The organism is Streptomyces triticisoli (assembly GCF_003270085.1).
In the GTDB taxonomy this organism is placed as follows: Bacteria; Actinomycetota; Actinomycetes; order Streptomycetales; family Streptomycetaceae; genus Streptomyces; species Streptomyces triticisoli.
In genome coordinates, this window is the sequence record NZ_QFDQ01000116.1 from 1 (window position 1) to 21,793 (window position 21,793).

Sequence of the window (21,793 nt, forward strand, 5' to 3'; positions counted from 1 at the left end):
GGCCTCGGCGGCCGGGGTCTCCGGGGCGGCGGGCTGCGCGGCGGGTTCGGAGAACCCGGTCGCGGCACGTCGCACGACCCGACGCCGGGTGCGCCGCGTCCCGGCCTCCTCGGCGGCAGCGGCCTGAGCGGCGGGCTCACCGACGCCGGCGGGCGTCTGCGGCGCGGGCTCTTCGACGGGGGCGCCCCTCTCGGACTCCGCCTCACCCGTGGGGGAGGCGGAGGGCGCGGCCACCCGGCGCGTGGCGCGCCGGCGCACACGGCTCGGAGCCGCCTCCTCCACCGCCTCGGCAACGGACTCACCCTCGACGGCGGGCGCCTCGGCGACGGCCTCGGGCTCGGGGCTCACGGCAGCCTCAGCGTTCTCAGCCCTAGGGCTCTCTGCGGCCTCGGCAGGCTCCGGCGCCCCGGCAGGCGCGGCCACCCGGCGCGTGGCGCGTCGGCGCACACGGCGCGGAGCCGCCTCCTCCCCCACCTCGGCAACGGGCTCGGCAACGGGCTCGGACTCATCGGCGGGCGCCTCGGCGACGGCCCCGGGAGCCGGGCTCACCGCGGTCTCGTCCGGCTTCGGCGCACCAGCGGGCGCCGACACGCGCCGGGTCGCACGCCGCTTCGCGGGACCGGTGGGCTCGGCGAGGGTCTCGGCGGCGGCCTGCTGGTCCGTGATCTCCGTGATCTCCGTGATCTCCGTGGTCTCCGCAGTCTCTGCGGTCTCTGCGGTCTCTGCCGTCTCCGCGCTCGCGGCCGGTACGACCGCCTCGGCCATCCCGGTCGCTTCCGCCGACGCGGGCGCCGCGGCGGGCGTGGACACGCTGCGCGTGGCACGTCGGCGGGTACGCCGTGGAGCGGCGGCCTCGCCGACTTCGACGGACCCGGCGGGAACCTCGATGGCGGCCTCGCCGGATCCGGCCGGCGCCTCGTCGGCGGCAACCACCGGCACGACGGTCTCGGCGGCCTCGGCGGCCTCGCCCTGGGCGGTCTTCGGAGCTCCGGTGGGCGCGGAGACCCGGCGGCGCGTACGACGCGCGGACACGGGCTCCTCCACGGCGGCAGCGGCCTCTTCCTCCGCCTCAGCACCTGCGACAGCGGCCTCAGTGGCCTCAGTGGGCTCCACCGCCTCCTCCGCGACCTCCGTGGAGGAGGCCACCGGAACGGCCGGAGCCGTGATCTCGGCCGGCTCCTCGGCGGACGCGGCGGCGGGCGGGCCCGCCGGGCGGGACGCGACACGGCGCCGACGACGCGGCGGCAGGGTGTCGCTGGGGGTGTTCAGTTCTTCGGAACCCTCGGCGGGTTCGGTCGGCTCGAGCATGCGGGCGTATCTCCCGTCAGGCCCCCGGGCGCCGCGCCTGGTCCGGTGCCGATCACGTCGATCGAACACCGCTGACGTCCACGGCCGCGCGGTGCGCGATGGCCGCCGTCCGGGGCGCGGGCGCCACACGGGGGCTTTCTATGTCTTGTCTCGCCGGTTCCGTACGCCTTGTCGTGCACGGCCTGGCGAAAGTCTTCTGGTCGGTGCGCTGCCCGACCCAGGTGGCTCCCGAGTACGAGGGCGGCGCTTCGGCGTCCATCCCTTGCGCGGAACCGCCCCTACGCCGGCGCCTTCGCGGCGGCAGGAGCGGCGGCCCCCACGGAATCGGCCGGGGCGGCCGTGTCTGCCTCGCGGTCGGGCGCGAGCGGGTCGGTCACCGTGCCGGTCTCTTCATCGAACAGCCCCTGCGCCAGCCTGGTCACCGCTGCGGGGACCGGCGGCGCCAGGTCGGCCACGGCGCGGAGACCGGACAGGACGTCGTCGGGTCGTACGGCAGGCGTCACGTGCCGAACAACCAGCCGCAGTATCGCACAGGGCTGGTCACTCGGCCCATCGGCTGCCGAACCATGCGTGGGTACGCTCTCCAGGCCCACGACCGCGGACCGGGCGTCGAAGGTGCGCAGGCCGTTCTTGGTCATGCGCTGCACTTCGACGGTCCCGGCGCCGTTGAACGCCGCGACCGCGCGTGCGGCCTCGGCCGGGTCTACGCCGTCCAGCCGCAGCTCCCACACGGAAGCGGTCAGCCGGTCGGCGAGCCCCGGTGCACGGGCCTCGACCGCCTCGACGATGTCCAGCCCGGTGGGCAGCGACTCGTCGAGCAGCACGCGCAGGCGCTCCGGATCGCGGGGCACGGTGAGCGAGATTTCCAGGTACTCCGCCTCACTGCCCGTGCCGGTGGGTGCGGCATTGGCGTAGGACACCCTCGGGTGCGGAGTGAACCCCGCCGAGTACGCCATCGGCACCTCGGCACGGCGCAGCGCACGCTCGAAGGCGCGCTGGAAGTCACGGTGGCTGGTGAACCGGAGGCGGCCGCGCTTGGTGTAGCGCAGTCGGATGCGCTGCACCGCGGGTGCGGGCGGCGGGCCTTCGGGCTGTCGCTTGCCCAGTGGAACTTCTCCTCGTGTACGGCGGACGGTCCGGGGCGCGCGGGGGTGACTTCCGATCACCCCCGGGTCGGCGGGGACGCTTCGCGCCCGGTCCTTCTGTCTAGAGTACGCGTCCCGGCCGCCACAGGTTCCCGCCGGGCAGGCGGCCGGGGTGCCCCGAAGAGCGCCTTGCGCAGGTCGGCGCGGGTCTGCCGGGCGATGTCACGGGCGGCGGCGAACGCCTCCCGGCCGGCTCGGCCCACACGGCGCGCGGCCCGGGCGGCGGGGCGCAGCACGGCGTCCCGTACGAGGTGCCCGACCGGCGTGAGCACCGTGCGGTACACCCAGCGCAGGGGTTCCACGAGGATCCACCGGAAGAGGGTTCCCAGGAACCGCCCGACGGCGAGCGAGATCCGTCCCGCGACCCGCCAGGCGTGTCCGAGGGCGTCCGCGACCTCCCGCCCGACGAGGGCCAGGACGCGTCCGAGGGGCGCGAGCACCCACCGCCACAGCGCGAGCGCGGGCAGAACGAACAGCACCCGGCCGGCCCAGTACAGGGCGGTGCCGACCCCGACGGCGACCCTCCCCAGCACCCACCACAGCCCCCTGGCACACCAGGCGATCCCCCGCCCCACCGGCGCGAGAACCCACGTGTACAACCACACCGCGGGCACAACGAGCAGCCACCGCCCGGCCCAGACCACCCCCGCCAGCACCCCGGCCCCCACAGCGGCGAGCACGAGCCCGACCCCTCGCACAAGCCACACGAGCGCATGCCCGACGGGCGTGAGCACGCGCGTGTACACCCATCCCAGCGCAGCCCCGACCCCCCTCGCCACCCGCACGAGCACATGACCGACCGGCGTCAGCATCCACCGGTACACCCACACCAGCGGTACGACGACCAGCACCAGCCCCAACCACCCGAGCACCCGTGCGACCGCATGCCCGACAGGCGTGAGCACGCGCGCGTACACCCACCCCGGCGCAGCCCCGACCCCCCGCACAAGCCACACGAGCGCGTGCGCCAGAGGCGTCAGCACCCACCGGTACACCCACACCAGTGGTACGACGACCAGCACGCGCCCGAGCCGTTCCAATACCCGCACGACCGCCCGGCCGACCGGCCACAGCACGGTGTCGCGCAGGAACCGCCCGCCGACGACGAGCGCGTCCCACACCATCCGCACCGGCACGACCAGTACCAGCACGATGATCCGTACGGGCATCCGGACCGCCGCCACGAGGCAGCCCTCGGGCGGCTGCTCCCCCGCCCCCGGCTTGTCGAGTTCCATACCGGGAAGGACGCGGCGGCACGCCGTCCGGATGCATGCCCGCGTGCCGTGTTCTCTCCCCCGAACAGCGGATCAGGCCCAGCCCGGTCCCGGCTTCAGGACGTGTTCAGGAGCCGCCGCGGCTCTGGGCCTCGGCCGTGGCGATCGCCTGGGCGTCCGACTCGGCCACCGCGACGGCGAAGCCGAGCGCCTCGGTGATGTGGGCCGCCGCAGCCATGACGCGTGCCGTGCCCACCACGGGAGCGATCGCCACGAGAACGTCCTGCACCTGCTCGAGTGTCAGGTTGGCCTTGACCGCGGGATCGACGTGGGCGAGGTAGGAGATCGCCGGTGCGTCCATGGCCGCGAGCGCGGCGATGCGGGTGAGGATGAGCGCGCTCTCGTCCATGTGGCATCGCTCGATCGAGTCCATGGTCATGGCGGCGAGTGTGTCGAGGACGGGAGCCTCCGACGCTGTAGCCATCTCGGGACCACCTTCCGGTGCTGTGCGGAACCGGCACGCGGCCCCCGCACAGCACGGCACCCGCATGCCCGTTGCTTGCCCTTCCACCGTATGGACCGGCCGACCCCGGCGCACATCGGGCCGTGAATTTGGACACTCGTCTCCATGGCGGGACACAACAACCCGCAGAGCTCAGGAGCTCCCTGCACTCGTCCTGCCGTTGTACTCGTGGTCGAAGGCTGTCAGTGGCGTCCGCTTGGATGTGCAACATGACCGTCCACGACGTGGCCCGCGTGCTGCCCGATGTCCCGTCCCTGCGGAACCTCTGCCGCTCCTTGGCGATGGCCGAAGCCATCGTGAACCCCGAGGGCGACGAGCGCTACCACACGTTCGACCCCGACTGGTCGCAGACCGAGGAACTGGCCGCGATGTGGAACGGCTCGGGCGACGAGTACGCCATCGTCTTCTCGCCCGCCGGCGCCTACGTACGGGGCTTCGATCACGAGTCACCGCTCAGTCCGTACCACCACGACGACGTGCCCCGGCCCTGGCCCGGGGTGGTGGACTCCGTGCCCGCGGTCTTCCGGCAGTACGTCCACGAGCCCGCCTTCACGGACGAGGACGGCACGCCCGTGGTGACGGTCTGCCTGTGGCACGAGGCAGGGACCGGGCGCTGGCAGGCCGGAGAGATCGACTTCCCCGAAGGACATCCCGATCCCGACGGCTCGGCCTGGCTGTTCGAGCTCCTGACGGACTCGGCCCCCGAAGCCTTCCAGGCATTCGCCGAGGACTACTACGAGACCGCGGTCGACCTCGAGGCCGTACGCCACGTCTACCGCCTGCGCCCCCTTGACCGGGCCCTGATCGCCGCCCTCAACCCCACGGCCTCCGTCAAGGACGTCGTCCAGGAAGCCCTGGCCATCGACTACCCCGTCGACCCGGCCCTGTCCCCCGAAACCAGCTGACATCGCTGACATCACCGCCGGGCGGCGGCAGCGGCGTTCCAGGCGCTCCCTGTGCCGGCTGCTGCCGCCCCCGCTGTGCGCCCGCCGAGCGCGCTCGGCGGCTCCACTACCTCTTCCCCTGGGATGCCCGCCACGGCCTCGGCGACGCGGCTCAACGGGTCGCCGAGGCCGGCAGGCGTTTCAGCCGACCGGGGACTTCTTGACCGTCAGCGGCAGCAGCTTCCTGCCCGTCGGGCCGACCTGAATTGACGTGTCCATGGCGGGGCATACCCCGCAGTCGAAGCACGGCGTCCAGCGGCAGTCCTCGACCTCCGTCTCGTCGAGGGCGTCCTGCCAGTCCTCCCAGAGCCAGTCCTTGTCGAGGCCCGAGTCGAGGTGGTCCCAGGGGAGGACCTCCTCGTAGGAGCGTTCGCGGGTGGTGTACCAGTCGAGGTCGACGCCGTAGGGGGCCAGGGCCTTGTCCGCGCAGGCCATCCAGCGGTCGTAGGAGAAGTGCTCGCGCCAGCCGTCGAAGCGGCCACCGTCGTCGTAGACCGCGCGGATGACCGCGCCCACGCGGCGGTCGCCGCGGGAGAGGAGGCCCTCGACGATGCCCGGCTTGCCGTCGTGGTAGCGGAAGCCGATCGAGCGGCCGTACTTCTTGTCGCCGCGGATCTTGTCACGGAGCTTTCCGAGCCGGGCGTCCGTCTCCTCCGCCGAGAGCTGGGGCGCCCACTGGAAGGGGGTGTGGGGCTTGGGGACGAAGCCGCCGATGGAGACCGTGCAGCGGATGTCGTTGGAGCCGGAGACCTCGCGGCCCTTCTGGATCACCCGGGTCGCCATGTCGGCGATCTGCAGGACGTCCTCGTCCGTCTCCGTGGGCAGGCCGCACATGAAGTACAGCTTCACCTGGCGCCAGCCGTTGCCGTACGCCGTGGCGACGGTGCGGATCAGGTCGTCCTCCGAGACCATCTTGTTGATGACCTTGCGGATGCGCTCCGAGCCGCCCTCCGGGGCGAAGGTCAGGCCCGAGCGGCGGCCGTTGCGGGTCAGCTCGTTCGCCAGGTCGACGTTGAAGGCGTCGACCCGGGTCGAGGGGAGCGAGAGGCCGATCTTGTCGTCCTCGTAGCGGTCCGCCAGGCCCTTGGCGATGTCGCCGATCTCACTGTGGTCCGCGGAGGACAGGGAGAGCAGGCCCACCTCCTCGAAGCCCGTCGCCTTCAGGCCGGTCTCGACCATCTCGCCGATGCCCGTGATGGAGCGCTCGCGCACCGGGCGGGTGATCATGCCGGCCTGGCAGAAGCGGCAGCCCCGCGTGCAGCCGCGGAAGATCTCCACCGACATGCGCTCGTGGACCGTCTCCGCCAGGGGGACGAGGGGCTGCTTGGGGTACGGCCACTCGTCCAGGTCCATCACCGTGTGCTTGGACACGCGCCACGGGACGCCCGACCTGTTGGGGACGACCCGGCCGATGCGGCCGTCGGGGAGGTATTCGACGTCGTAGAAGCCGGGGACGTAGACCCCGCCGGTGCGGGCCAGGCGGAAGAGGAGTTCCTCGCGGCCGCCGGGGCGGCCCTCCGCCTTCCAGGCGCGAATGATCCCGGTGATCTCCAGCACCGCCTGCTCGCCGTCGCCGATGACCGCGCAGTCGATGAAGTCGGCGATCGGCTCGGGGTTGAAGGCCGCGTGGCCGCCGGCCATCACGATCGGGTCGGCGTCCGTGCGGTCGCGCGCCTGAAGCGGGATGCCGGCCAGGTCCAGGGCCGTCAGCATGTTCGTGTAGCCCAGCTCGGTGGAGAAGGACAGGCCGAACACGTCGAAGGCGCGCACCGGGCGGTGGCTGTCGACCGTGAACTGCGGGAGGCCGTGCTCCCGCATCAGCGCCTCCAGGTCGGGCCAGACGCTGTAGGTGCGCTCGGCGAGGACGCCCTCGCGCTCGTTGAGCACCTCGTAGAGGATCTGCACGCCCTGGTTGGGCAGGCCGACCTCGTAGGCGTCCGGGTACATCAGCACCCAGCGGACGTCGCAGTCGTCCCAGTTCTTGACGGTCGAGTTGAGCTCGCCGCCCACGTACTGGATCGGCTTCTGCACGTGCGGGAGCAGTGCTTCGAGCTGCGGGAACACAGACTCAACAGCCTCGACGGCTTCGGCAGGCATCTCGCGGACCTTTGTGAGCTGACAGGGGTGACCATTCAGCGTAACCCGGTCAGGGACCTGCCTCGCACGCCCGGAGGGCGCCCGGCAGCTCTGCCTCGTACGCCGCCGCGCGCTGCTCCTCGCGGCCGTGCAGCACTCCGTACGTGAAGGCGCTCTCCCTCGCCGCCTGCGCCTGGCCGGCCAGTTCGCGCAGGGCCTGGCGGGCCATGACGCTGTCCTGGTGGTCGCCGAGCAGGCCCTGCAGCAGCTTCGCCGCCTTCAGCAGGCCGGCGGCCGGGTCGCCGAGGGCGGGGACGGCGGCCTCGGCCGCGTACCGGGTGGCCTTGGCCTGCTTGCGGGCCTCGTGCAGGGCGAGGTCGCGGTCGTGGCCGGGCGGCAGGGCGAGGGCCTGCTCCAGCAGGGTGGAGAGGGTCGCGCGCTCCTTCCGTACGGCCTTGGCGAGCACTTTGGCCGGTTTCCCGGCGGCTGCCGGGCGCAGCGGCGGGTCGGCCAGCAGCGCGTCCAGGGTGTCGAGCAGGTCCAGGTGGCGCTCGCTGTCGAGGGCGGCGAGGAGCCGGCGGCGCGAGCCGCTGCGGCGGGCCTGGGACCAGGTGCGCAGACGGGCGTGGACGGGGCCGGTCACCAGGGTGTCGGGGAGGTCGTCCAGGTCGGCGGTGAGGCGTTCGGTGAGGACCTCCTGGTCGCGGGCGAGGCCGAGTTCGCCGCCGAGCCATCGCAGTTCCTCGCGGAGGGGGTCGGTGGCGGCCCGGTCCAGGACCGTGCGGTAGGTGCGCAGGGCGCTGCGCAGGCGGCGGGTGGCGACGCGCATGCGGTGGACGGAGTCGTGCACGTCCCGTCGCACGGCGGGGTCGAGGGTGACGAGGGCGTCGCGCTGGGTGCGCAGGTAGGCGAGGACGTGGTCGCCGGCCGTCGTGGGGGTCCGCTCCTCGGGCGGCTCGGGGCGGCGGTCCGGTCCGGCGGTCGCGGTCAGGGCGCGGGCCAGTTTGGAGGGGGACGAGGAGGGCCGTACGCCCGCCCCGCGCAACCGTTTCTCCACCGTGTCGAGGAGGGCCGGGTCGCCGCCGTCGGCCAGTTCCACCTCGATCTCGGTCCACTGGGCGGCGCGTCCGTCGCCGGCCGGCCGTTCGGCCCGTACGTCGTCGACGGCGACCTCGGCGAGCAGCGCGCCGTCCGCGTCGACGAGGTGGCTGAGGTCGCGCCGGGTGCGGATGCGGACCAGGGGCAGCAGTTCGCTGCGGCGGACGCGGGAGCGGACGAGTGCGGCGAGGGCGGGCGGCACGGTGCCGGACAGGGGTGCGTGGATCTCGTCGCGCACACCGGGGGCGACCGGGAACTTCAGGTGCCAGCCCGCGTCGGTGCCTCCGGTGCGGCGGCGCAGGGTGAGTCCGGCGGCGGCGAGGCGTTCGTCGGCGGTGTCGTAGTAGACGGCGTCCAGGTCGGCGACGCCCTTGTCGAGGACGGCCGCGACTCCGCCGGCGCCGGTCAGGTCGGGCAGACCGCCGACGTCGGACTCGTACTTGCGCTCGATTTCGCGCTTGGTGTCCGCCATGACCCGAATCTAATGCCGACCGGCACCGGAGGGTACGGGAGAGCCGCCCCCGCACCCGGGAACGGCTCGACCGCCGGAGGCCTACGCCGACATCGGCCGCTGCACCCTGATCGACTGCAGCAGCCCCACCGCCACCCACACCGCGAACATCGCCGAGCCGCCGTAGGACACGAACGGCAGGGGCAGTCCGGTGACCGGCATGATGCCGAGGGTCATGCCGATGTTCTCGAAGCTCTGGAAGGCGAACCAGGCGACGATTCCGGCGGCGACGATCGTGCCGTACAGCTCGGTCGTCTCGCGGGCGATGCGGCAGGCGCGCCACAGCACGATCCCGAGCAGGACGATGATCAGACCGGCGCCGACGAAGCCGAGTTCCTCGCCCGCGACCGTGAAGACGAAGTCGGTCTGCTGTTCGGGCACGAACTGGCCGGTGGTCTGCGAGCCCTGGAAGAGGCCCGCGCCGGTCAGACCGCCGGAGCCGATGGCGATGCGGGCCTGGTTGGTGTTGTAGCCGACGCCGGCCGGGTCGAGGCTGGGGTTGGCGAAGGCGGCGAACCGGTTGATCTGGTACTCGTCCAGGATGTGCAGCTGCCAGATGGCGACGCAGCCGACGACGCCGGCCGTGAGCAGGCCGAAGATCCATCGGTTGGAGGCGCCGGAGGCGAGCAGCACGCCCAGGACGATGGTCAGCAGGACCAGGACCGTGCCGAGGTCGGGCATGAGCAGCACGACCATGATCGGTACGGCGGCCAGGCCCAGCGACTGCAGGACCGTGCGGTGGTCGGGGTACATCTTGTCGCCGGCGTCGACCCGGGCCGCGAGCAGCATCGCCATGCCCAGGATGATCGTGACCTTCACGAACTCGGAGGGCTGCAGGGAGAAGCCGCCGGCGAGGCGGATCCAGTTGCGGTTGCCGTTGATGGTGGCGCCGAGCGGGGTGAGCACCAGCAGCACCCCGAGCACCGAGACCCCGTACAGGACCGGCACGGCGTTGCGCAGGGCGCGGTGGCCGAGCCAGACGGTGGCGATCATCAGGGCGAACCCGATGCCGGTGTTCAGGACGTGCCGGACCAGGAAGTAGTACGGGTCGCCCTTGTTGATGTCGGTGCGGTTGCGGGTGGCCGAGTAGACCAGGGCGGCGCCGATCATGGACAGCGCGAGCGCGGACAGCAGTATCGGCCAGTCAAGCCGGCGGGCCAGTGAGTCGCGGGCGAAGAGCCGGGCCCAGCGGGCCTGTTCGGGTCCGTATCCGGAGACGGAGAAACTGTTCGCGCCGGTCATGCGGTCGTCCTCCGGCTTCCCCTCCCGCGCGGGCGCCTGCGGGTGTCGCGGTTGCCTGTGGGGGGCGTGGTGGTGGTCGCGGGCGTCTGCTGCCCGTTCGGCGTGGCGTCACCCGGCCGGGTGGGCTGCTGGGTGGGCTGCTGGGTGGCCTTCTCCTGGTCCTCGGCGGGGTCGGCGGAGATCTTCGGAGCGGTGATCGAGCCGTCCGGCTGGATCTTCGGCAGGCTCTTCTGCGGGGTGGGCAGCAGGGCCTTCTTGCTGTCGACGGAGCCGTCGGCCTGGACGCCGTACATCGCGCTGTAGATGTTGCGCACGGCCGCACCGGAGGCGCCGGAGCCGGTACCGGCCTGGGCGATGGTCATGACGACCGTGTAGTCCCTGGTGTAGGTGGTGAGATAGGAGGTGGTCTGCTTGCCGTAGACCTCGGCGGTACCGGTCTTGGCGTGCAGCGGGATCTTGTCCTGCGGCCAGCCGGAGAACTTCCAGGCGGCGGTACCGCGGGTGGCCACGCCGGCCAGGGCCTGGTCCATCATGTCCAGGGTGGCCTTGGTGACGGGCAGCTTGCCGTGGGACCTGGGCTTGACCTCGGTGATGTCCTTGCCGTCGGGGCTGATGACGGCCTTGCCGACGGTCGGGGTGTACATGGTGCCGCCGTTGGAGATCGCCCCGTAGATGACGGCCATCTGGACGGGGGTGACGAGGGTGTCGCCCTGGCCGATGGAGTAGTTGATCTCGTCACCGGCGCGCATCTTGTTGCCCTCGAGGCAGTTCTCGTACGCGATCATCTCGACGTAACTGCCGTCCTTCTTGCCGGTCTTGCACCAGGCGTCCTTGTTGGCCTTCCAGTAGTCCTCCTTCCACTGGCGGTCGGGGACGCGGCCGGTGACCTCGTTGGGCAGGTCGATGCCGGTCTCCTTGCCGAGGCCGAACTGGTGGGCTGCCTTGTAGAAGTGGTCCTTGGGCTTCTTCTTGGGGTTGATGCCACCGTCCCTCTTCCACTCGCTGTGGGCGAGGTAGTAGTAGACGGTGTCGCAGGAGACCTCCAGGGCCCGGCCGAGCGAGATCGGGCCGAAGCTCTCCTCCTCGAAGTTCTTGAAGACCTGGCCGCCGACCGAGTAGGAGCTGGTGCAGGGGTAGGTGCCGTTGAAGTCGTAGCCGGCCGCGACGGCGGCGGCCGTCGAGACCACCTTGAAGGTCGAACCGGGCGCGGACTGGCCCTGGATGGCCCGGTTGAGCAGCGGGTAGTCGGAGTCCTTGCCGGTGAGTGCCTTGTAGTCCTTGGCCGAGATGCCGCCGATCCAGACGTTCGGGTCGTACGTCGGCGCGGACGCCATGGCGACGACACGGCCGGTCCTGGACTCCATCACGACGACGGCGCCGGAGTCCGCCTTGTAGTTCCTGTTGGTGTTCCGGTCCCACTGGGTCCGGGCTTCCTTCATCGCCTTGTCCAGCTCGTGCTCGGCGATCCGCTGGACCCGGGAGTCGATGCTGGTGACCAGACTGGAGCCGGGTTCGGCGGCGTCGGACCTGGCCTTGCCGATGACGCGGCCGAGGTTGTCGACCTCGTAGCGGGTGACGCCGGCCTTGCCGCGCAGCTCCCGGTCGTACTGCCGCTCCAGGCCGGAGCGGCCGACCATGTCGGAGCGCAGGTAGGGCGAGTCGGTGTCCTTGGCCCGCTGGATCTCCTCGTCGGTGACCGGCGAGAGGTAGCCGAGGACCTGGGCGGTGTTGGACTTGCCGGGGCCGGGGTAGCGGCGTACGGCCGCGGGCTCGGCGGTGATGCCGGGGAATTCCTCGGCGCGCTCGCGGATCTGCAGGGCCTGCTTGGGGGTGGCCTCGTCGGTGATGGGGATGGGCTGGTACGGCGAGCCGTTCCAGCAGGGCTGCGGGGTCTTGGCGTCGCACAGCCGGACCTTCTGCATGACGTCCTTGACGTCCATGCCGAGCATGCCGGCGAGTTTGGTCAGGACCGCCTTGCCGTCGTCCTTCTGCTTGAGCAGGTCGGTGCGGGAGGCGGAGACCACCAGCCGGGTCTCGTTGTCGGCGAGCGGCACCCCGCGCGCGTCCAGGATGGAGCCGCGTACGGCGGGCTGGACGACCTGCTGGACGTGGTTGCCGGACGCCTGCTTCTGGTAGTGGGCGCCCTCGCGGATCTGGAGGTACCACAGCCGGCCGCCGAGGGTGCCGAGCAGGGAGAGGACGAGGATCTGGACGACGACGAGCCGGGTCTGGACCCGTGGGGTCCGGCCGGTCTCGGGAATATTTGTCATGGGCGAAGCCCATTCCTTGGAAGGGTGGTGGCGGGAGACGGGTGGGCGGTCACTGCTGCTGCCTCCCCCTCTCAGTGTGTGGACGAGTCGTGTACGACGAAGCTGCGGGGCCGACGGCCCGTCAGCGTCCTTTTCCTCAAGGCCGCTTGACCCCCTTGATGCGGCCGACCCGGGTGGTGCGGGTGCGGGCCTTGGTCTTCAGACCGCCGAACGCGCCGCGCTGGCCGCCGATGTGCAGGCCGGTGCCGGAGGAGAGCCAGCCGGAGGAGATGTCGGCCGCCTTCCTGGAGGCGGAGTTGGTCTCGGTGAGCGGATCGCTCTCCGCACGCCGGGCCAGCGCCATGATGCCGGGGACCACGAAGGGGGCGAGCAGCAGGTCGTACACGGCGGCCGTGAGCAGCAGGCCGGGCAGGCCGACGTGACGGGCGGCGGTGTCGCCGACGAGGGCGCCGACGCCGGCGTACAGCAGCGTGGAGCCGATGGCGGCGCCGACCACCACGGCCATGGGGCCGGTGGCCGACCTGACCTGGCCGGTCTCGGGCTTGATGAGCCCGGCGAGGTAGCCGATGACGCACAGCACCAGGGCGTAGCGGCCGGCGGCGTGGTCGGCGGGCGGGGCGATGTCGGCGAGCAGTCCGGCGCCGAAGCCGACGAGGGCACCACCGACATGGCCGTAGACCATGGCCAGGCCCAGGACGGTGAGCAGCAGCAGGTCGGGGACGGCACCGGGCAGGTGCAGCCGGGCCAGGACGCTCACCTGGATCACCAGGGCGACGACGACCAGCGAGGTGGAGAGCAGGATCCGGTTGAAACGCATGGAATTCAGGCTCCTACTGCTGCGGCCGGCCGGTGGCGGGGGCGTCGGCGGACGGGGTGACCGTCACGGTCACCGTGGGCGTCGGGGTCGGCCTGGGCTTGGGCGGCAGCACCTCGTCGCGCGGGTCCTTCTGCGGGGCCCGTACGACGACGCCGACGATGTCGAGCTTGGTGAAGGAGACGTACGGCGTGACGTACACGGTGCGGGTCAGGTCGCCGCCGGAGGGGTCGACGCGGGAGACCACGCCGACCGGGACGCCGGGCACGAACGGCCGGTCGGCCTGTGAGCCGAAGGTGACCAGGCGGTCGCCCTTCTTCACGTTCGCCTTGGCGTTGAGCAGTTGCACCCGCAGCGGGCGGTCGCCCTGGCCGGAGGCGAAGCCGAGTTCGTCGCTGCCCTCCATACGGGTGCCGACGGTGAAGTCGGGGTCGTTGGCGAGCAGCACGGTGGCGGTGCCGGGGCCGACGGTGGTGACGCGGCCGACCAGGCCGTCGGCGTTGAGGACGGTCATGTCGCGCTTGATGCCGTCGTTGGCGCCCGCGTCGATGGTGATGGTCCAGGAGAAGCCCTGTGTGGCTCCTACGGCGACGACCTGGGCGCCCTTGATGCCGTACTGGCCGTCGCCGGCCAGCTTCAGCATCCTGTTCAGCTGGTTCAGCCGGCTGCGGTTGCGGTCGTCGCTGCCGAGCTCGGCCTTCAGGGCGGCGTTCTCCTTCTCCAGCGCGGCGAGCCGGTCGCGGCGCTCACCGGAGTCGCGGACCGCGGAGACCGCGTTGCCGACCGGGTTCACCACGGCCGACATGCCGTTCTCGATCGGGCCGAAGACAGTGGCGGCGGCGTGCCGGGCACCGTCCACCGGGGAGTTCTCCCCACCACGGATGTCCACTGTGATCAGCGCGAACGCGATGGCGATCAACAGCACCAGGAGCAGCCGGCTCTCTTTCGTGTCCCTCACGTGCGGCGGCCGTGCCCTTCCTCATAGGAACTGGGTGGCCCCCCGGAAGCGCTGACCCTGAGCGCGATCCCAAGGGGCCCGTTTGCGGGAGCTTGTGCCTCTATATCAACGATCCGCCGTACGAGAGGGGATCAGCCCGTACGGCGGAATCGGAAAGTTGTGTCATCGGCGCGGCTGGGCGTCGAGGACCTGCTGGAGTGCCTCGAACTCCTCGACGCACTTGCCCGATCCGAGCGCCACGCTGTCCAGCGGATCCTCGGCGATGTGGATCGGCATGCCGGTCTCCCGGCGCAGCCGCTCGTCCAGGCCGCGCAGCAGCGCTCCGCCGCCGGTCAGAACGATTCCCCGGTCCATGATGTCGCCGGACAGCTCCGGCGGACACTTGTCGAGTGTCGTCTTGACCGCGTCGACGATCGCGTTGACCGGCTCCTCGATCGCCTTGCGCACCTCGGCGGCCGAGATGACGACGGTCTTCGGCAGCCCGGAGACGAGGTCCCGGCCGCGGATCTCGGTGTGCTCGTCGGTTTCGAGGTCGTACGCCGAGCCGATCGTGAGCTTGATCTGTTCCGCCGTCCGCTCGCCCAGCAGGAGGGAGTACTCCTTCTTGACGTACTGGATGATCGCGTTGTCCAGCTCGTCGCCGCCGACGCGGATGGACTGGGCGGTGACGATGCCGCCGAGCGAGATGACCGCGACCTCCGTGGTGCCGCCGCCGATGTCCACCACCATGTTGCCCGTGGCCTCGTGGACCGGCAGGCCGGAGCCGATGGCCGCGGCCATCGGCTCCTCGATGATGTGCACCTGGCGGGCGCCGGCCTGGGAGGAGGCCTCGATGACGGCGCGGCGCTCGACCCCGGTGATACCGGAGGGCACACAGACCACGACCCGCGGACGCGCCAGATACCGCCGCTTGTGGATCTTCAGGATGAAGTAGCGGAGCATCCGCTCGGTGATCTCGAAGTCCGCGATGACGCCGTCCTTCAGCGGACGCACGGCAACGATGTTGCCGGGCGTGCGCCCGATCATCTTCTTCGCCTCGGCGCCGACCGCGAGGATGCCACCGGTGTTCGTGTTGATCGCGACGACGGACGGCTCGCTGAGTACGATCCCGCGACCCCTGACGTACACCAGCGTGTTGGCGGTCCCGAGGTCGACAGCCATGTCACGGCCGATGAACGACATTGAGTTCCCCATCAGGATTCGTCTGGCCTTCCCTGGGAGCTTCTGAGGGCTTTTCAGGTAGGGCGAGGTGGGTGCTGTGGCGTGAAGGCTTACATGGTAGACGCGCCTGCACGAACACTGCGCGAGGGTCTCCGCCATTGTCAGCGGATGGCGTACCGCCTCGCTTGTGGAGACGGCCCATCGGAGGCACTCGTTCCCCCGATCGGCATCCTCATGCGGCGAGGCGGCCGGGGATGTGCACCGCCGCCCAGGTCAGACGGTCAGCCGAACTGACGAAACGTCAGAAAGAGTGGACGGGGCCGGTTCTTCCGGGTGTCAGCCGCGGTCCGGGAAGAAGATCTTGACCTCGCGCTCGGCGGACTCCTCGGAGTCGGAGGCGTGGATCAGGTTCTCCCGGACGATCACGCCGTAGTCCCCGCGGATCGAACCCGGAGCGGCGGCGATCGGGTCGGTGGGGCCGGCGAGCGCGCGCACACCCTCGATGACCCGCTCACCCTCGACGATCATGGCGACAACCGGACCGGCTTGCATGAACTCGACGAGCGGCTCGTAGAAGGGGCGGCCCACGTGCTCGGCGTAGTGCTGCTCAAGGGTGGCGCGGTCCAGGGTACGCAGCTCCAGCGCGGTGATCTGCCAGCCGGCCTTGCGCTCGATACGGCTGATGATCTCGCCGGTCAAGCCACGACGGACGGCGTCGGGCTTGAGGATGACGAGGGTGCGCTGGGTCACGACGGGGCTCCTTCTTGCCTGCGGGTACGCGGTGGGACGAGAGTACAGGGCGCTGTCACGCAGCGTCAGGGGAGGAGGTCTCGGCGGGTTCGGCGGCCTGCGCGGCGAACCTGGCCTTCGCCTCGTCGATCTTCCGCCCGTAGTGCACCGACGCCCACCACAGGGCCGCGAACACCGCGCCCAGGAAGAACATCGTCGGCACCACGAAGCCGGAGGCGATCAGCCCGACCTGCAGCGCCCAGCCGAGGGCCACGCCGCCGGGCCGGGTCACCAGGCCGCACAGCAGCAGGCACAGCAGCATGGCGATGCCGCTGACCGTCCACACGGTCGTCATGGACAGGCTGGGGTCCTTCATCGCAACCAGCGCGGCGAAACCCACGACGAAGAACTCGCCCAGCAAGGTCGAGGAACACAGCGTACGCACGAGAAGTCAGCCCCTCCCGAGGAGCAGTCGGGCCTCACCGACGGTGATGACGGAACCGGTGACCAGTACACCGCCACCGGCGAACTCGCCTTCCTCCTCGGCGAGCGTGATCGCGGCCTCCAGCGCGTCCGGCAGCCGCGGCTCGACCTGGACCCGGTCCTCGCCGAACACCTCGACGGCGATCGCGGCCAGCTCGTCGGCGTCCATCGCGCGGTGGCTGGAGTTCTGCGTGACCACGACCTCCGCGAAGATCGGCTCGAAGGCCTCCAGCAGACCGCGCACGTTCTTGTCGCCGCTGGCGCCGACCACGCCGATCAGCCGGCTGAAGTCGAACGCCTCCCGCACCGCCTCGGCGGTGACCCGCGCGCCCGCCGGGTTGTGCGCGGCGTCCAGCACCACGGTCGGCGAGCGCCGTACGACCTCCAGCCGGCCCGGCGAGGCGACGGAGGCGAACGCCTTGCGGACGGTCTCCACGTCCAGCGGCTCGGCGCGCTGGGCGCCGACGCCGAAGAACGCCTCCACGGCGGCGAGCGCCACGGCGGCGTTGTGCGCCTGGTGGGCACCGTGCAGCGGCAGGTACACCTCGGTGTACTCGCCGCCCAGGCCGCGCAGGGTGAGCAGCTGCCCGCCGACGGCCACCTGCCGCGCCAGGACGCCGAACTCCAGCCCCTCGCGGGCCACGGTCGCGTTGACCTGCACGGCCTTCTTCAGCAGCACCTGGGCGGCGTCCACCGGCTGCTGCGCCATGATCACCGTGGCGTCCTGCTTGATGACGCCGGCCTTCTCCCCGGCGATCTCGCCCGTGGTGGCGCCGAGCCGGTCGGTGTGGTCGAGGGCGACGGGGGTGACGACGGCGACGCCCGCGTCGATGACGTTGGTGGCGTCCCAGCTGCCGCCCATGCCCACCTCGACGACGGCCACGTCCACCGGCGCGTCGGCGAAGGCGGCGTACGCCATTCCGGTCAGCACCTCGAAGAAGGACAGGCGGTACTCCTGCGAGGCGTCGACCATCTCCACGTACGGCTTGATGTCGTGGTACGTCTCGATGAACCGCTCGGCGGAGATCGGCGCGCCGTCCAGGCTGATCCGCTCGGTGACCGACTGCACGTGCGGGGAGGTGTACCGGCCGGTGCGCAGCTCGAAGGCGCCGAGCAGGGCCTCGATCATGCGGGCGGTGGAGGTCTTGCCGTTGGTGCCGGTGAGGTGGATGGAGGGGTACGACCGCTGCGGCTCGCCCAGGACGTCCATCAGCGCGGAGATCCTGCTGACCGAGGGCTCCAGCTTGGTCTCGCCCCAGCGGGTGGCCAGCTCCTCCTCGACCTCGCGCAGCGCCTTGTCGAGCTCGGGGTCCTCCGGCCGCGCGGGGACGTCCGCCTGCGGTGGCCCGCCCTGCGTCCGCAGGGTACGGCTGCCGGCCTCGATCACGGCGAGGTCGGGGTCGCGGTTCGTCTCCGCCTCGATGATCTCGTCGAAGGAGTCGAGGGGGTCGTGCTGACCGCTGGGGTCCGGGGGGAGCTCACTCACGGTGCCCAGTGTACGGAGCGTCGCTGACAGACGTGGGCGAAGGCCCCCGGAGCGGTTCCGGGGGCCTTCGCCCACGTACGAACGCCTACGCCTGCGGCAACCGCTCCAACTGCGCGGCGATCCGCGTGATGTCCTCCTCGGCCTTGGCCAGCCGCCCCCGGATCTTCTCGACCACGTGGTCGGGCGCCTTCGCCAGGAACGCCTCGTTGCCGAGCTTGGCCTCGGCCTGCTGCCGCTCCTTCTGCGCGGCGGCCAGGTCCTTCGCCAGCCGCTTCCGCTCCGCGGCCACGTCGATCGCGCCCGACAGGTCCAGCGCGACCTCGACGCCCGCGACCGGCAGCGTCGCCGTGGCGGCGAACCCGTCGCCCTCCGGCTGGAGCCGCAGCAACTGCCGGATGGCGGCCTCGTGCGGCACCAGCGCCGTACCGTCCAGTGTCAGCCGCGCCGGGACGCGCTGGCCCGGCTGCAGGCCCTGGTCGGCGCGGAACCGGCGCACCTCGGTGACGAGCGACTGCAGCGTCTCGATCTCCTTCTCCGCCGCCGCGTCCCGGAAGCCGCTGTCGGTCGGCCACTCGGCGACGACGACCGACTCACCACCCGTAAGAGTGGTCCACAGTGTCTCCGTGACGAACGGAACCACCGGGTGCAGCAGCCTCAGCGTGACGTCCAGGACCTCGCCCAGCACCCGCTGGGCGACCTCGGCCGCCTCGCCGCCCGCCTGGAAGGTGGTCTTGGACAGCTCGACGTACCAGTCGAAGACCTCGTCCCAGGCGAAGTGGAACAGCACGTCGGACAGCTTGGCGAACTGGAAGTCGTCGTAGTACGCGTCGACTTCGGCGACGACCGAGTTCAGCCGGGACAGGATCCAGCGGTCGGTCGCCGACATCTTCGAGGCGTCCGGCAGCGGACCGTCCACCGTCGCGCCGTTCATCAGCGCGAAGCGGGTCGCGTTCCAGATCTTGTTGGCGAAGTTGCGCGAGCCCTGGACCCAGTCCTCGCCGATCGGGACGTCCACGCCCGGGTTGGCGCCGCGTGCGAGCGTGAACCGGAGCGCGTCGCTGCCGTACTTGTCCATCCAGTCCAGCGGGTTGACCGCGTTGCCGAAGGACTTCGACATCTTCTTGCCGAACTGGTCGCGGACCATGCCGTGCAGGGCGATGGTGTGGAACGGCGGGGTGCCGTCCATCGCGTACAGGCCGAACATCATCATCCGGGCGACCCAGAAGAAGAGGATGTCGTAGCCGGTGACCAGGACGGAGTTCGGGTAGAACTTCGCCAGGCTCTCGGTCTGTTCGGGCCAGCCGAGGGTGGAGAACGGCCACAGGCCGGAGGAGAACCAGGTGTCGAGGACGTCGGTGTCCTGGTGCCAGCCCTCGCCGCTGGGCGGTTCCTCGTCCGGGCCGACGCAGACGACTTCCCCGTTGGGCCCGTACCAGACGGGAATCCGGTGGCCCCACCACAACTGCCGCGAGATGCACCAGTCGTGGAGGTTGTCGACCCAGTCGAAGTACCGCTTCTCCATCTCCTGCGGATGGATCGTGACACGGCCGTCGCGGACGGCGTCACCGGCGGCCTTGGCCAGCGGGCCGACCTTGACCCACCACTGCATGGACAGGCGCGGCTCGACGGTGGTCTTGCAGCGCGAGCAGTGGCCGACGGAGTGGACGTAGGGCCGCTTCTCGGCGACGATCCGGCCCTCGGCGCGCAGCGCGCCGACGATGGCGGAGCGGGCCTCGAAGCGGTCCAGGCCCTGGAAGGGGCCGTGCACGGTGATGATGGCGTGCTCGTCCATCACGGTGATGGCGGGCAGGTCGTGGCGCCGGCCGATCTCGAAGTCGTTGGGGTCGTGCGCCGGGGTGACCTTGACGGCTCCGGTGCCGAACTCGGGGTCGACGTGCTCGTCGGCGACGACGGGGATGGACCGGTCCGTCAGCGGCAGCTTGATGAGCTTGCCGACGAGGTGCCGGTAGCGCTCGTCGTCGGGGTGAACGGCGACGGCGGTGTCGCCGAGCATGGTCTCGGCGCGGGTGGTGGCGACCACGATGGTGTCGTCGCCGTCGCCGTACTTCATCGAGACGAGCTCGCCGTCGTCGTCCTGGTACTCGACCTCGATGTCGGAGATCGCGGTCAGGCACCGGGGGCACCAGTTGATGATGCGCTCGGCGCGGTAGATCAGCTCGTCGTCGTGGAGCCGCTTGAAGATGGTCTGGACGGCCCGGGAGAGGCCCTCGTCCATGGTGAAGCGCTCACGCGTCCAGGCGACGCCGTCGCCGAGGCGGCGCATCTGGCCGGAGATCTGTCCGCCGGACTCGTTCTTCCACTGCCAGACGCGCTCGACGAAGGCCTCGCGGCCCAGGTCGTGCCGGGACTTGCCCTCCTTGGCGAGTTCGCGCTCGACGACGTTCTGGGTGGCGATGCCGGCGTGGTCCATGCCGGGCTGCCACAGCGTCTCGTACCCCTGCATGCGCTTGCGGCGGGTGAGGGCGTCGATGAGCGTGTGCTCGAAGGCGTGCCCCAGGTGGAGCGAGCCGGTGACGTTCGGTGGTGGGATGACGATGGTGTACGGCGGTTTGTCACTCTTCGCGTCCGCCTCGAAATACCCCCGCTCCACCCAGTGCTCGTACAGCGGCCCCTCTACGTCGGCCGGCGCGTACTGGGTCGGCAGTTCGGTGTCGGGCGCGGGTGGCTGCTGCTGAGCGTTCTCGGTCACGGGGGTCAGTTTAGAGGTGTCACGGCGCGGTCCCGAAACGCGTTTGTTCTGTAACGGTGCGGGACCCCGCCGCCCTGTGCCTGGCGCGCCTGGGTCAGGATGTCAGGAACACATAAGCACCTGGAGGGGAACCCCGTCATGAGCAGCAACCAGCCGGGCCCGTACGGCGGGCAGCCCCAGCAGCCCGGGCCGTACGGCCAGCCGGGTCCCTACGGCCAGCAGCCGCCGCAGGCTCCGCCCGCACAGCCCGGCTACGGCTACCCCCAGCAGGCCCCTCCGCCCCAGCCGCAGCCCGGTTACGGCTACCCGCAGCAGCCCGCCGCCCCGGGCGTCCCGCCCCAGCCGGGCCCCTACGGCCAGCAGCCGCCGTACGGCCAGCCCCCGCACGGCCAGCCCCCGCACGGCGCCGTTCCCCCGCCTCCGGCCTCGGGTGGCGGCAAGGGCGGCAGGACGGCGGCCCTGATCGTCGGCGCGGTGGCGGTCGTGACGGCGATCGCGGTGGGCGCGTACCTCCTGATCGGCGGAGGCGGCGGCAGCTCGGTGAAGGACGACGGCCCGCACAAGCTGACGACGCCGGCGACGGTGCTGACGGAGTACAAGAAGGCCGACGGCGAGAGCGGCACCCTGTCGAAGGGTGACATGAAGGACGCCAAGAAGTGGGGCGTGCACGACCCCAAGGACGTCAGCGCCCAGTACCAGGCCGGGGACAAGGACAACCCCCTGAGCGGCAGGCTGATTCATTTCGGCGGCGTCTACGGCACGATCGACGACCCCGAGAAGGCCATCGACGCGATGTTCGCGCACATGAAGAACGAGACCAAGAAGGGCGGCAACGACGAAGACGTCACGCTGGTCGGCGAGCCGAAGGCCTACGAGCCGGCCTCGCTCGACGGCGCGGTCCTCAAGTGCCAGCAGGCCAAGCTCGACAACTCCACCGGTGGCGCGGGTGAGCCGAAGGAGATCAACATGACCATCTGCATCTGGGGCGACCACAGCACGCTCGGCTTCGTCATGCCGATGGACGTCGCCAACATCGCGTCGGGCAAGAGCAGCGACCCGGCGGTCGACGCCGAGCTCACCGCCAAGTTCCGCAAGGAGATCCGCGTCAAGCTCTGAGGCGC

Annotated in this window: 16 protein-coding genes and 1 pseudogene; 2 read left to right on the forward strand and 15 right to left on the reverse strand. The window is 71.2% G+C overall.

Annotation, left to right across the window (positions count from 1 at the left end; genetic code table 11):
• From DEP02_RS17530 to DEP02_RS17545, 4 genes and pseudogenes are all read right to left on the reverse strand, one after another.
• Nucleotides 1-1,308: pseudogene (locus tag DEP02_RS17530) on the reverse strand (Rne/Rng family ribonuclease); the annotation flags it as partial.
• 278 nt (nucleotides 1,309-1,586) lie between these two features.
• Entirely contained in the window at nucleotides 1,587-2,372 is a 786-nt protein-coding gene (locus DEP02_RS17535) for a TIGR03936 family radical SAM-associated protein (protein ID WP_112468439.1), read from the reverse strand.
• A 98-nt stretch (nucleotides 2,373-2,470) separates the two neighbouring features.
• Complete coding sequence (locus tag DEP02_RS17540) at nucleotides 2,471-3,688, reverse strand: hypothetical protein (protein ID WP_112468441.1); 1,218 nt, start codon at nucleotides 3,686-3,688, stop codon at nucleotides 2,471-2,473.
• A gap of 106 nt (nucleotides 3,689-3,794) precedes the next feature.
• The gene (locus DEP02_RS17545; protein WP_112468443.1) at nucleotides 3,795-4,151 is read right to left on the reverse strand and encodes a carboxymuconolactone decarboxylase; all 357 of its coding nucleotides are present in this window, start codon (nucleotides 4,149-4,151) and stop codon (nucleotides 3,795-3,797) included.
• A 248-nt stretch (nucleotides 4,152-4,399) separates the two neighbouring features.
• Here DEP02_RS17545 and DEP02_RS17550 point away from each other — a divergent pair, with 248 nt between their 5' ends.
• On the forward strand, nucleotides 4,400-5,095 hold the full coding sequence (locus DEP02_RS17550; RefSeq protein WP_112468445.1) for a hypothetical protein: 696 nt from the start codon (nucleotides 4,400-4,402) through the stop codon (nucleotides 5,093-5,095).
• A 180-nt stretch (nucleotides 5,096-5,275) separates the two neighbouring features.
• On the opposite strand, the gene DEP02_RS17555 is transcribed toward DEP02_RS17550, so the two are convergent.
• From DEP02_RS17555 to DEP02_RS17605, 11 genes are all read right to left on the reverse strand, one after another.
• On the reverse strand, nucleotides 5,276-7,231 hold the full coding sequence (locus DEP02_RS17555) for a TIGR03960 family B12-binding radical SAM protein (RefSeq protein WP_112468447.1): 1,956 nt from the start codon (nucleotides 7,229-7,231) through the stop codon (nucleotides 5,276-5,278).
• Nucleotides 7,232-7,280: 49 nt separating this feature from the next.
• A complete protein-coding gene (locus tag DEP02_RS17560) occupies nucleotides 7,281-8,780 on the reverse strand; it encodes a CYTH and CHAD domain-containing protein (protein ID WP_112468449.1) in 1,500 nt (499 codons plus the stop codon).
• 81 nt (nucleotides 8,781-8,861) lie between these two features.
• Nucleotides 8,862-10,061 carry a rod shape-determining protein RodA gene (rodA, locus tag DEP02_RS17565; protein ID WP_112468451.1) on the reverse strand — a complete coding sequence of 400 codons (1,200 nt, stop codon included), beginning with the start codon at nucleotides 10,059-10,061 and terminating at the stop codon, nucleotides 8,862-8,864.
• Nucleotides 10,058-12,331, reverse strand: coding sequence for a penicillin-binding protein 2 (gene mrdA / locus DEP02_RS17570; RefSeq protein ID WP_112468453.1), 2,274 nt, complete (start codon nucleotides 12,329-12,331; stop codon nucleotides 10,058-10,060). Before mrdA ends, rodA begins: the two co-directional genes overlap by 4 nt.
• 136 nt (nucleotides 12,332-12,467) lie before the next feature.
• Nucleotides 12,468-13,148 carry a rod shape-determining protein MreD gene (gene mreD, locus DEP02_RS17575; protein WP_112468455.1) on the reverse strand — a complete coding sequence of 227 codons (681 nt, stop codon included), beginning with the start codon at nucleotides 13,146-13,148 and terminating at the stop codon, nucleotides 12,468-12,470.
• Between the two features lie 13 nt (nucleotides 13,149-13,161).
• Nucleotides 13,162-14,103 (reverse strand): rod shape-determining protein MreC, encoded by a 942-nt coding sequence (mreC, locus tag DEP02_RS17580; RefSeq protein WP_112468457.1) that lies wholly within the window; start codon nucleotides 14,101-14,103, stop codon nucleotides 13,162-13,164.
• A gap of 162 nt (nucleotides 14,104-14,265) precedes the next feature.
• A complete protein-coding gene (locus DEP02_RS17585) occupies nucleotides 14,266-15,285 on the reverse strand; it encodes a rod shape-determining protein (protein WP_112468459.1) in 1,020 nt (339 codons plus the stop codon).
• Between the two features lie 315 nt (nucleotides 15,286-15,600).
• Nucleotides 15,601-16,014, reverse strand: coding sequence for a nucleoside-diphosphate kinase (gene ndk / locus DEP02_RS17590; protein ID WP_112468461.1), 414 nt, complete (start codon nucleotides 16,012-16,014; stop codon nucleotides 15,601-15,603).
• Nucleotides 16,015-16,069: 55 nt separating this feature from the next.
• A complete protein-coding gene (locus DEP02_RS17595; RefSeq protein WP_112468463.1) occupies nucleotides 16,070-16,438 on the reverse strand; it encodes a DUF4233 domain-containing protein in 369 nt (122 codons plus the stop codon).
• Between the two features lie 6 nt (nucleotides 16,439-16,444).
• Entirely contained in the window at nucleotides 16,445-17,962 is a 1,518-nt protein-coding gene (folC, locus tag DEP02_RS17600) for a bifunctional tetrahydrofolate synthase/dihydrofolate synthase (RefSeq protein WP_112468465.1), read from the reverse strand.
• An 85-nt stretch (nucleotides 17,963-18,047) separates the two neighbouring features.
• Nucleotides 18,048-20,672: a valine--tRNA ligase gene (locus DEP02_RS17605; protein WP_112468467.1), complete on the reverse strand. Its 2,625-nt coding sequence runs from the start codon at nucleotides 20,670-20,672 to the stop codon at nucleotides 18,048-18,050.
• Between the two features lie 138 nt (nucleotides 20,673-20,810).
• On the opposite strand from DEP02_RS17605, the gene DEP02_RS17610 reads away from it, so the two are divergent.
• On the forward strand, nucleotides 20,811-21,788 hold the full coding sequence (locus DEP02_RS17610; RefSeq protein WP_112468469.1) for a hypothetical protein: 978 nt from the start codon (nucleotides 20,811-20,813) through the stop codon (nucleotides 21,786-21,788).
• Nucleotides 21,789-21,793: the final 5 nt, after the last annotated feature.

What these genes read in the sequence shown, in the direction of transcription:
- mreD (WP_112468455.1), bottom strand. Translation starts at nt 13,148, where the DNA reads ATGCGTTTCAACCGGATCCTGCTCTCCACCTCGCTGGTCGTCGTCGCC.
- DEP02_RS17550 (WP_112468445.1), top strand. Translation starts at nt 4,400, where the DNA reads ATGACCGTCCACGACGTGGCCCGCGTGCTGCCCGATGTCCCGTCCCTG.
- DEP02_RS17545 (WP_112468443.1), bottom strand. Translation starts at nt 4,151, where the DNA reads ATGGCTACAGCGTCGGAGGCTCCCGTCCTCGACACACTCGCCGCCATG.
- rodA (WP_112468451.1), bottom strand. Translation starts at nt 10,061, where the DNA reads ATGACCGGCGCGAACAGTTTCTCCGTCTCCGGATACGGACCCGAACAG.
- DEP02_RS17610 (WP_112468469.1), top strand. Translation starts at nt 20,811, where the DNA reads ATGAGCAGCAACCAGCCGGGCCCGTACGGCGGGCAGCCCCAGCAGCCC.
- DEP02_RS17540 (WP_112468441.1), bottom strand. Translation starts at nt 3,688, where the DNA reads ATGGAACTCGACAAGCCGGGGGCGGGGGAGCAGCCGCCCGAGGGCTGC.
- DEP02_RS17555 (WP_112468447.1), bottom strand. Translation starts at nt 7,231, where the DNA reads ATGCCTGCCGAAGCCGTCGAGGCTGTTGAGTCTGTGTTCCCGCAGCTC.
- DEP02_RS17585 (WP_112468459.1), bottom strand. Translation starts at nt 15,285, where the DNA reads ATGTCGTTCATCGGCCGTGACATGGCTGTCGACCTCGGGACCGCCAAC.
- DEP02_RS17560 (WP_112468449.1), bottom strand. Translation starts at nt 8,780, where the DNA reads ATGGCGGACACCAAGCGCGAAATCGAGCGCAAGTACGAGTCCGACGTC.
- mrdA (WP_112468453.1), bottom strand. Translation starts at nt 12,331, where the DNA reads ATGACAAATATTCCCGAGACCGGCCGGACCCCACGGGTCCAGACCCGG.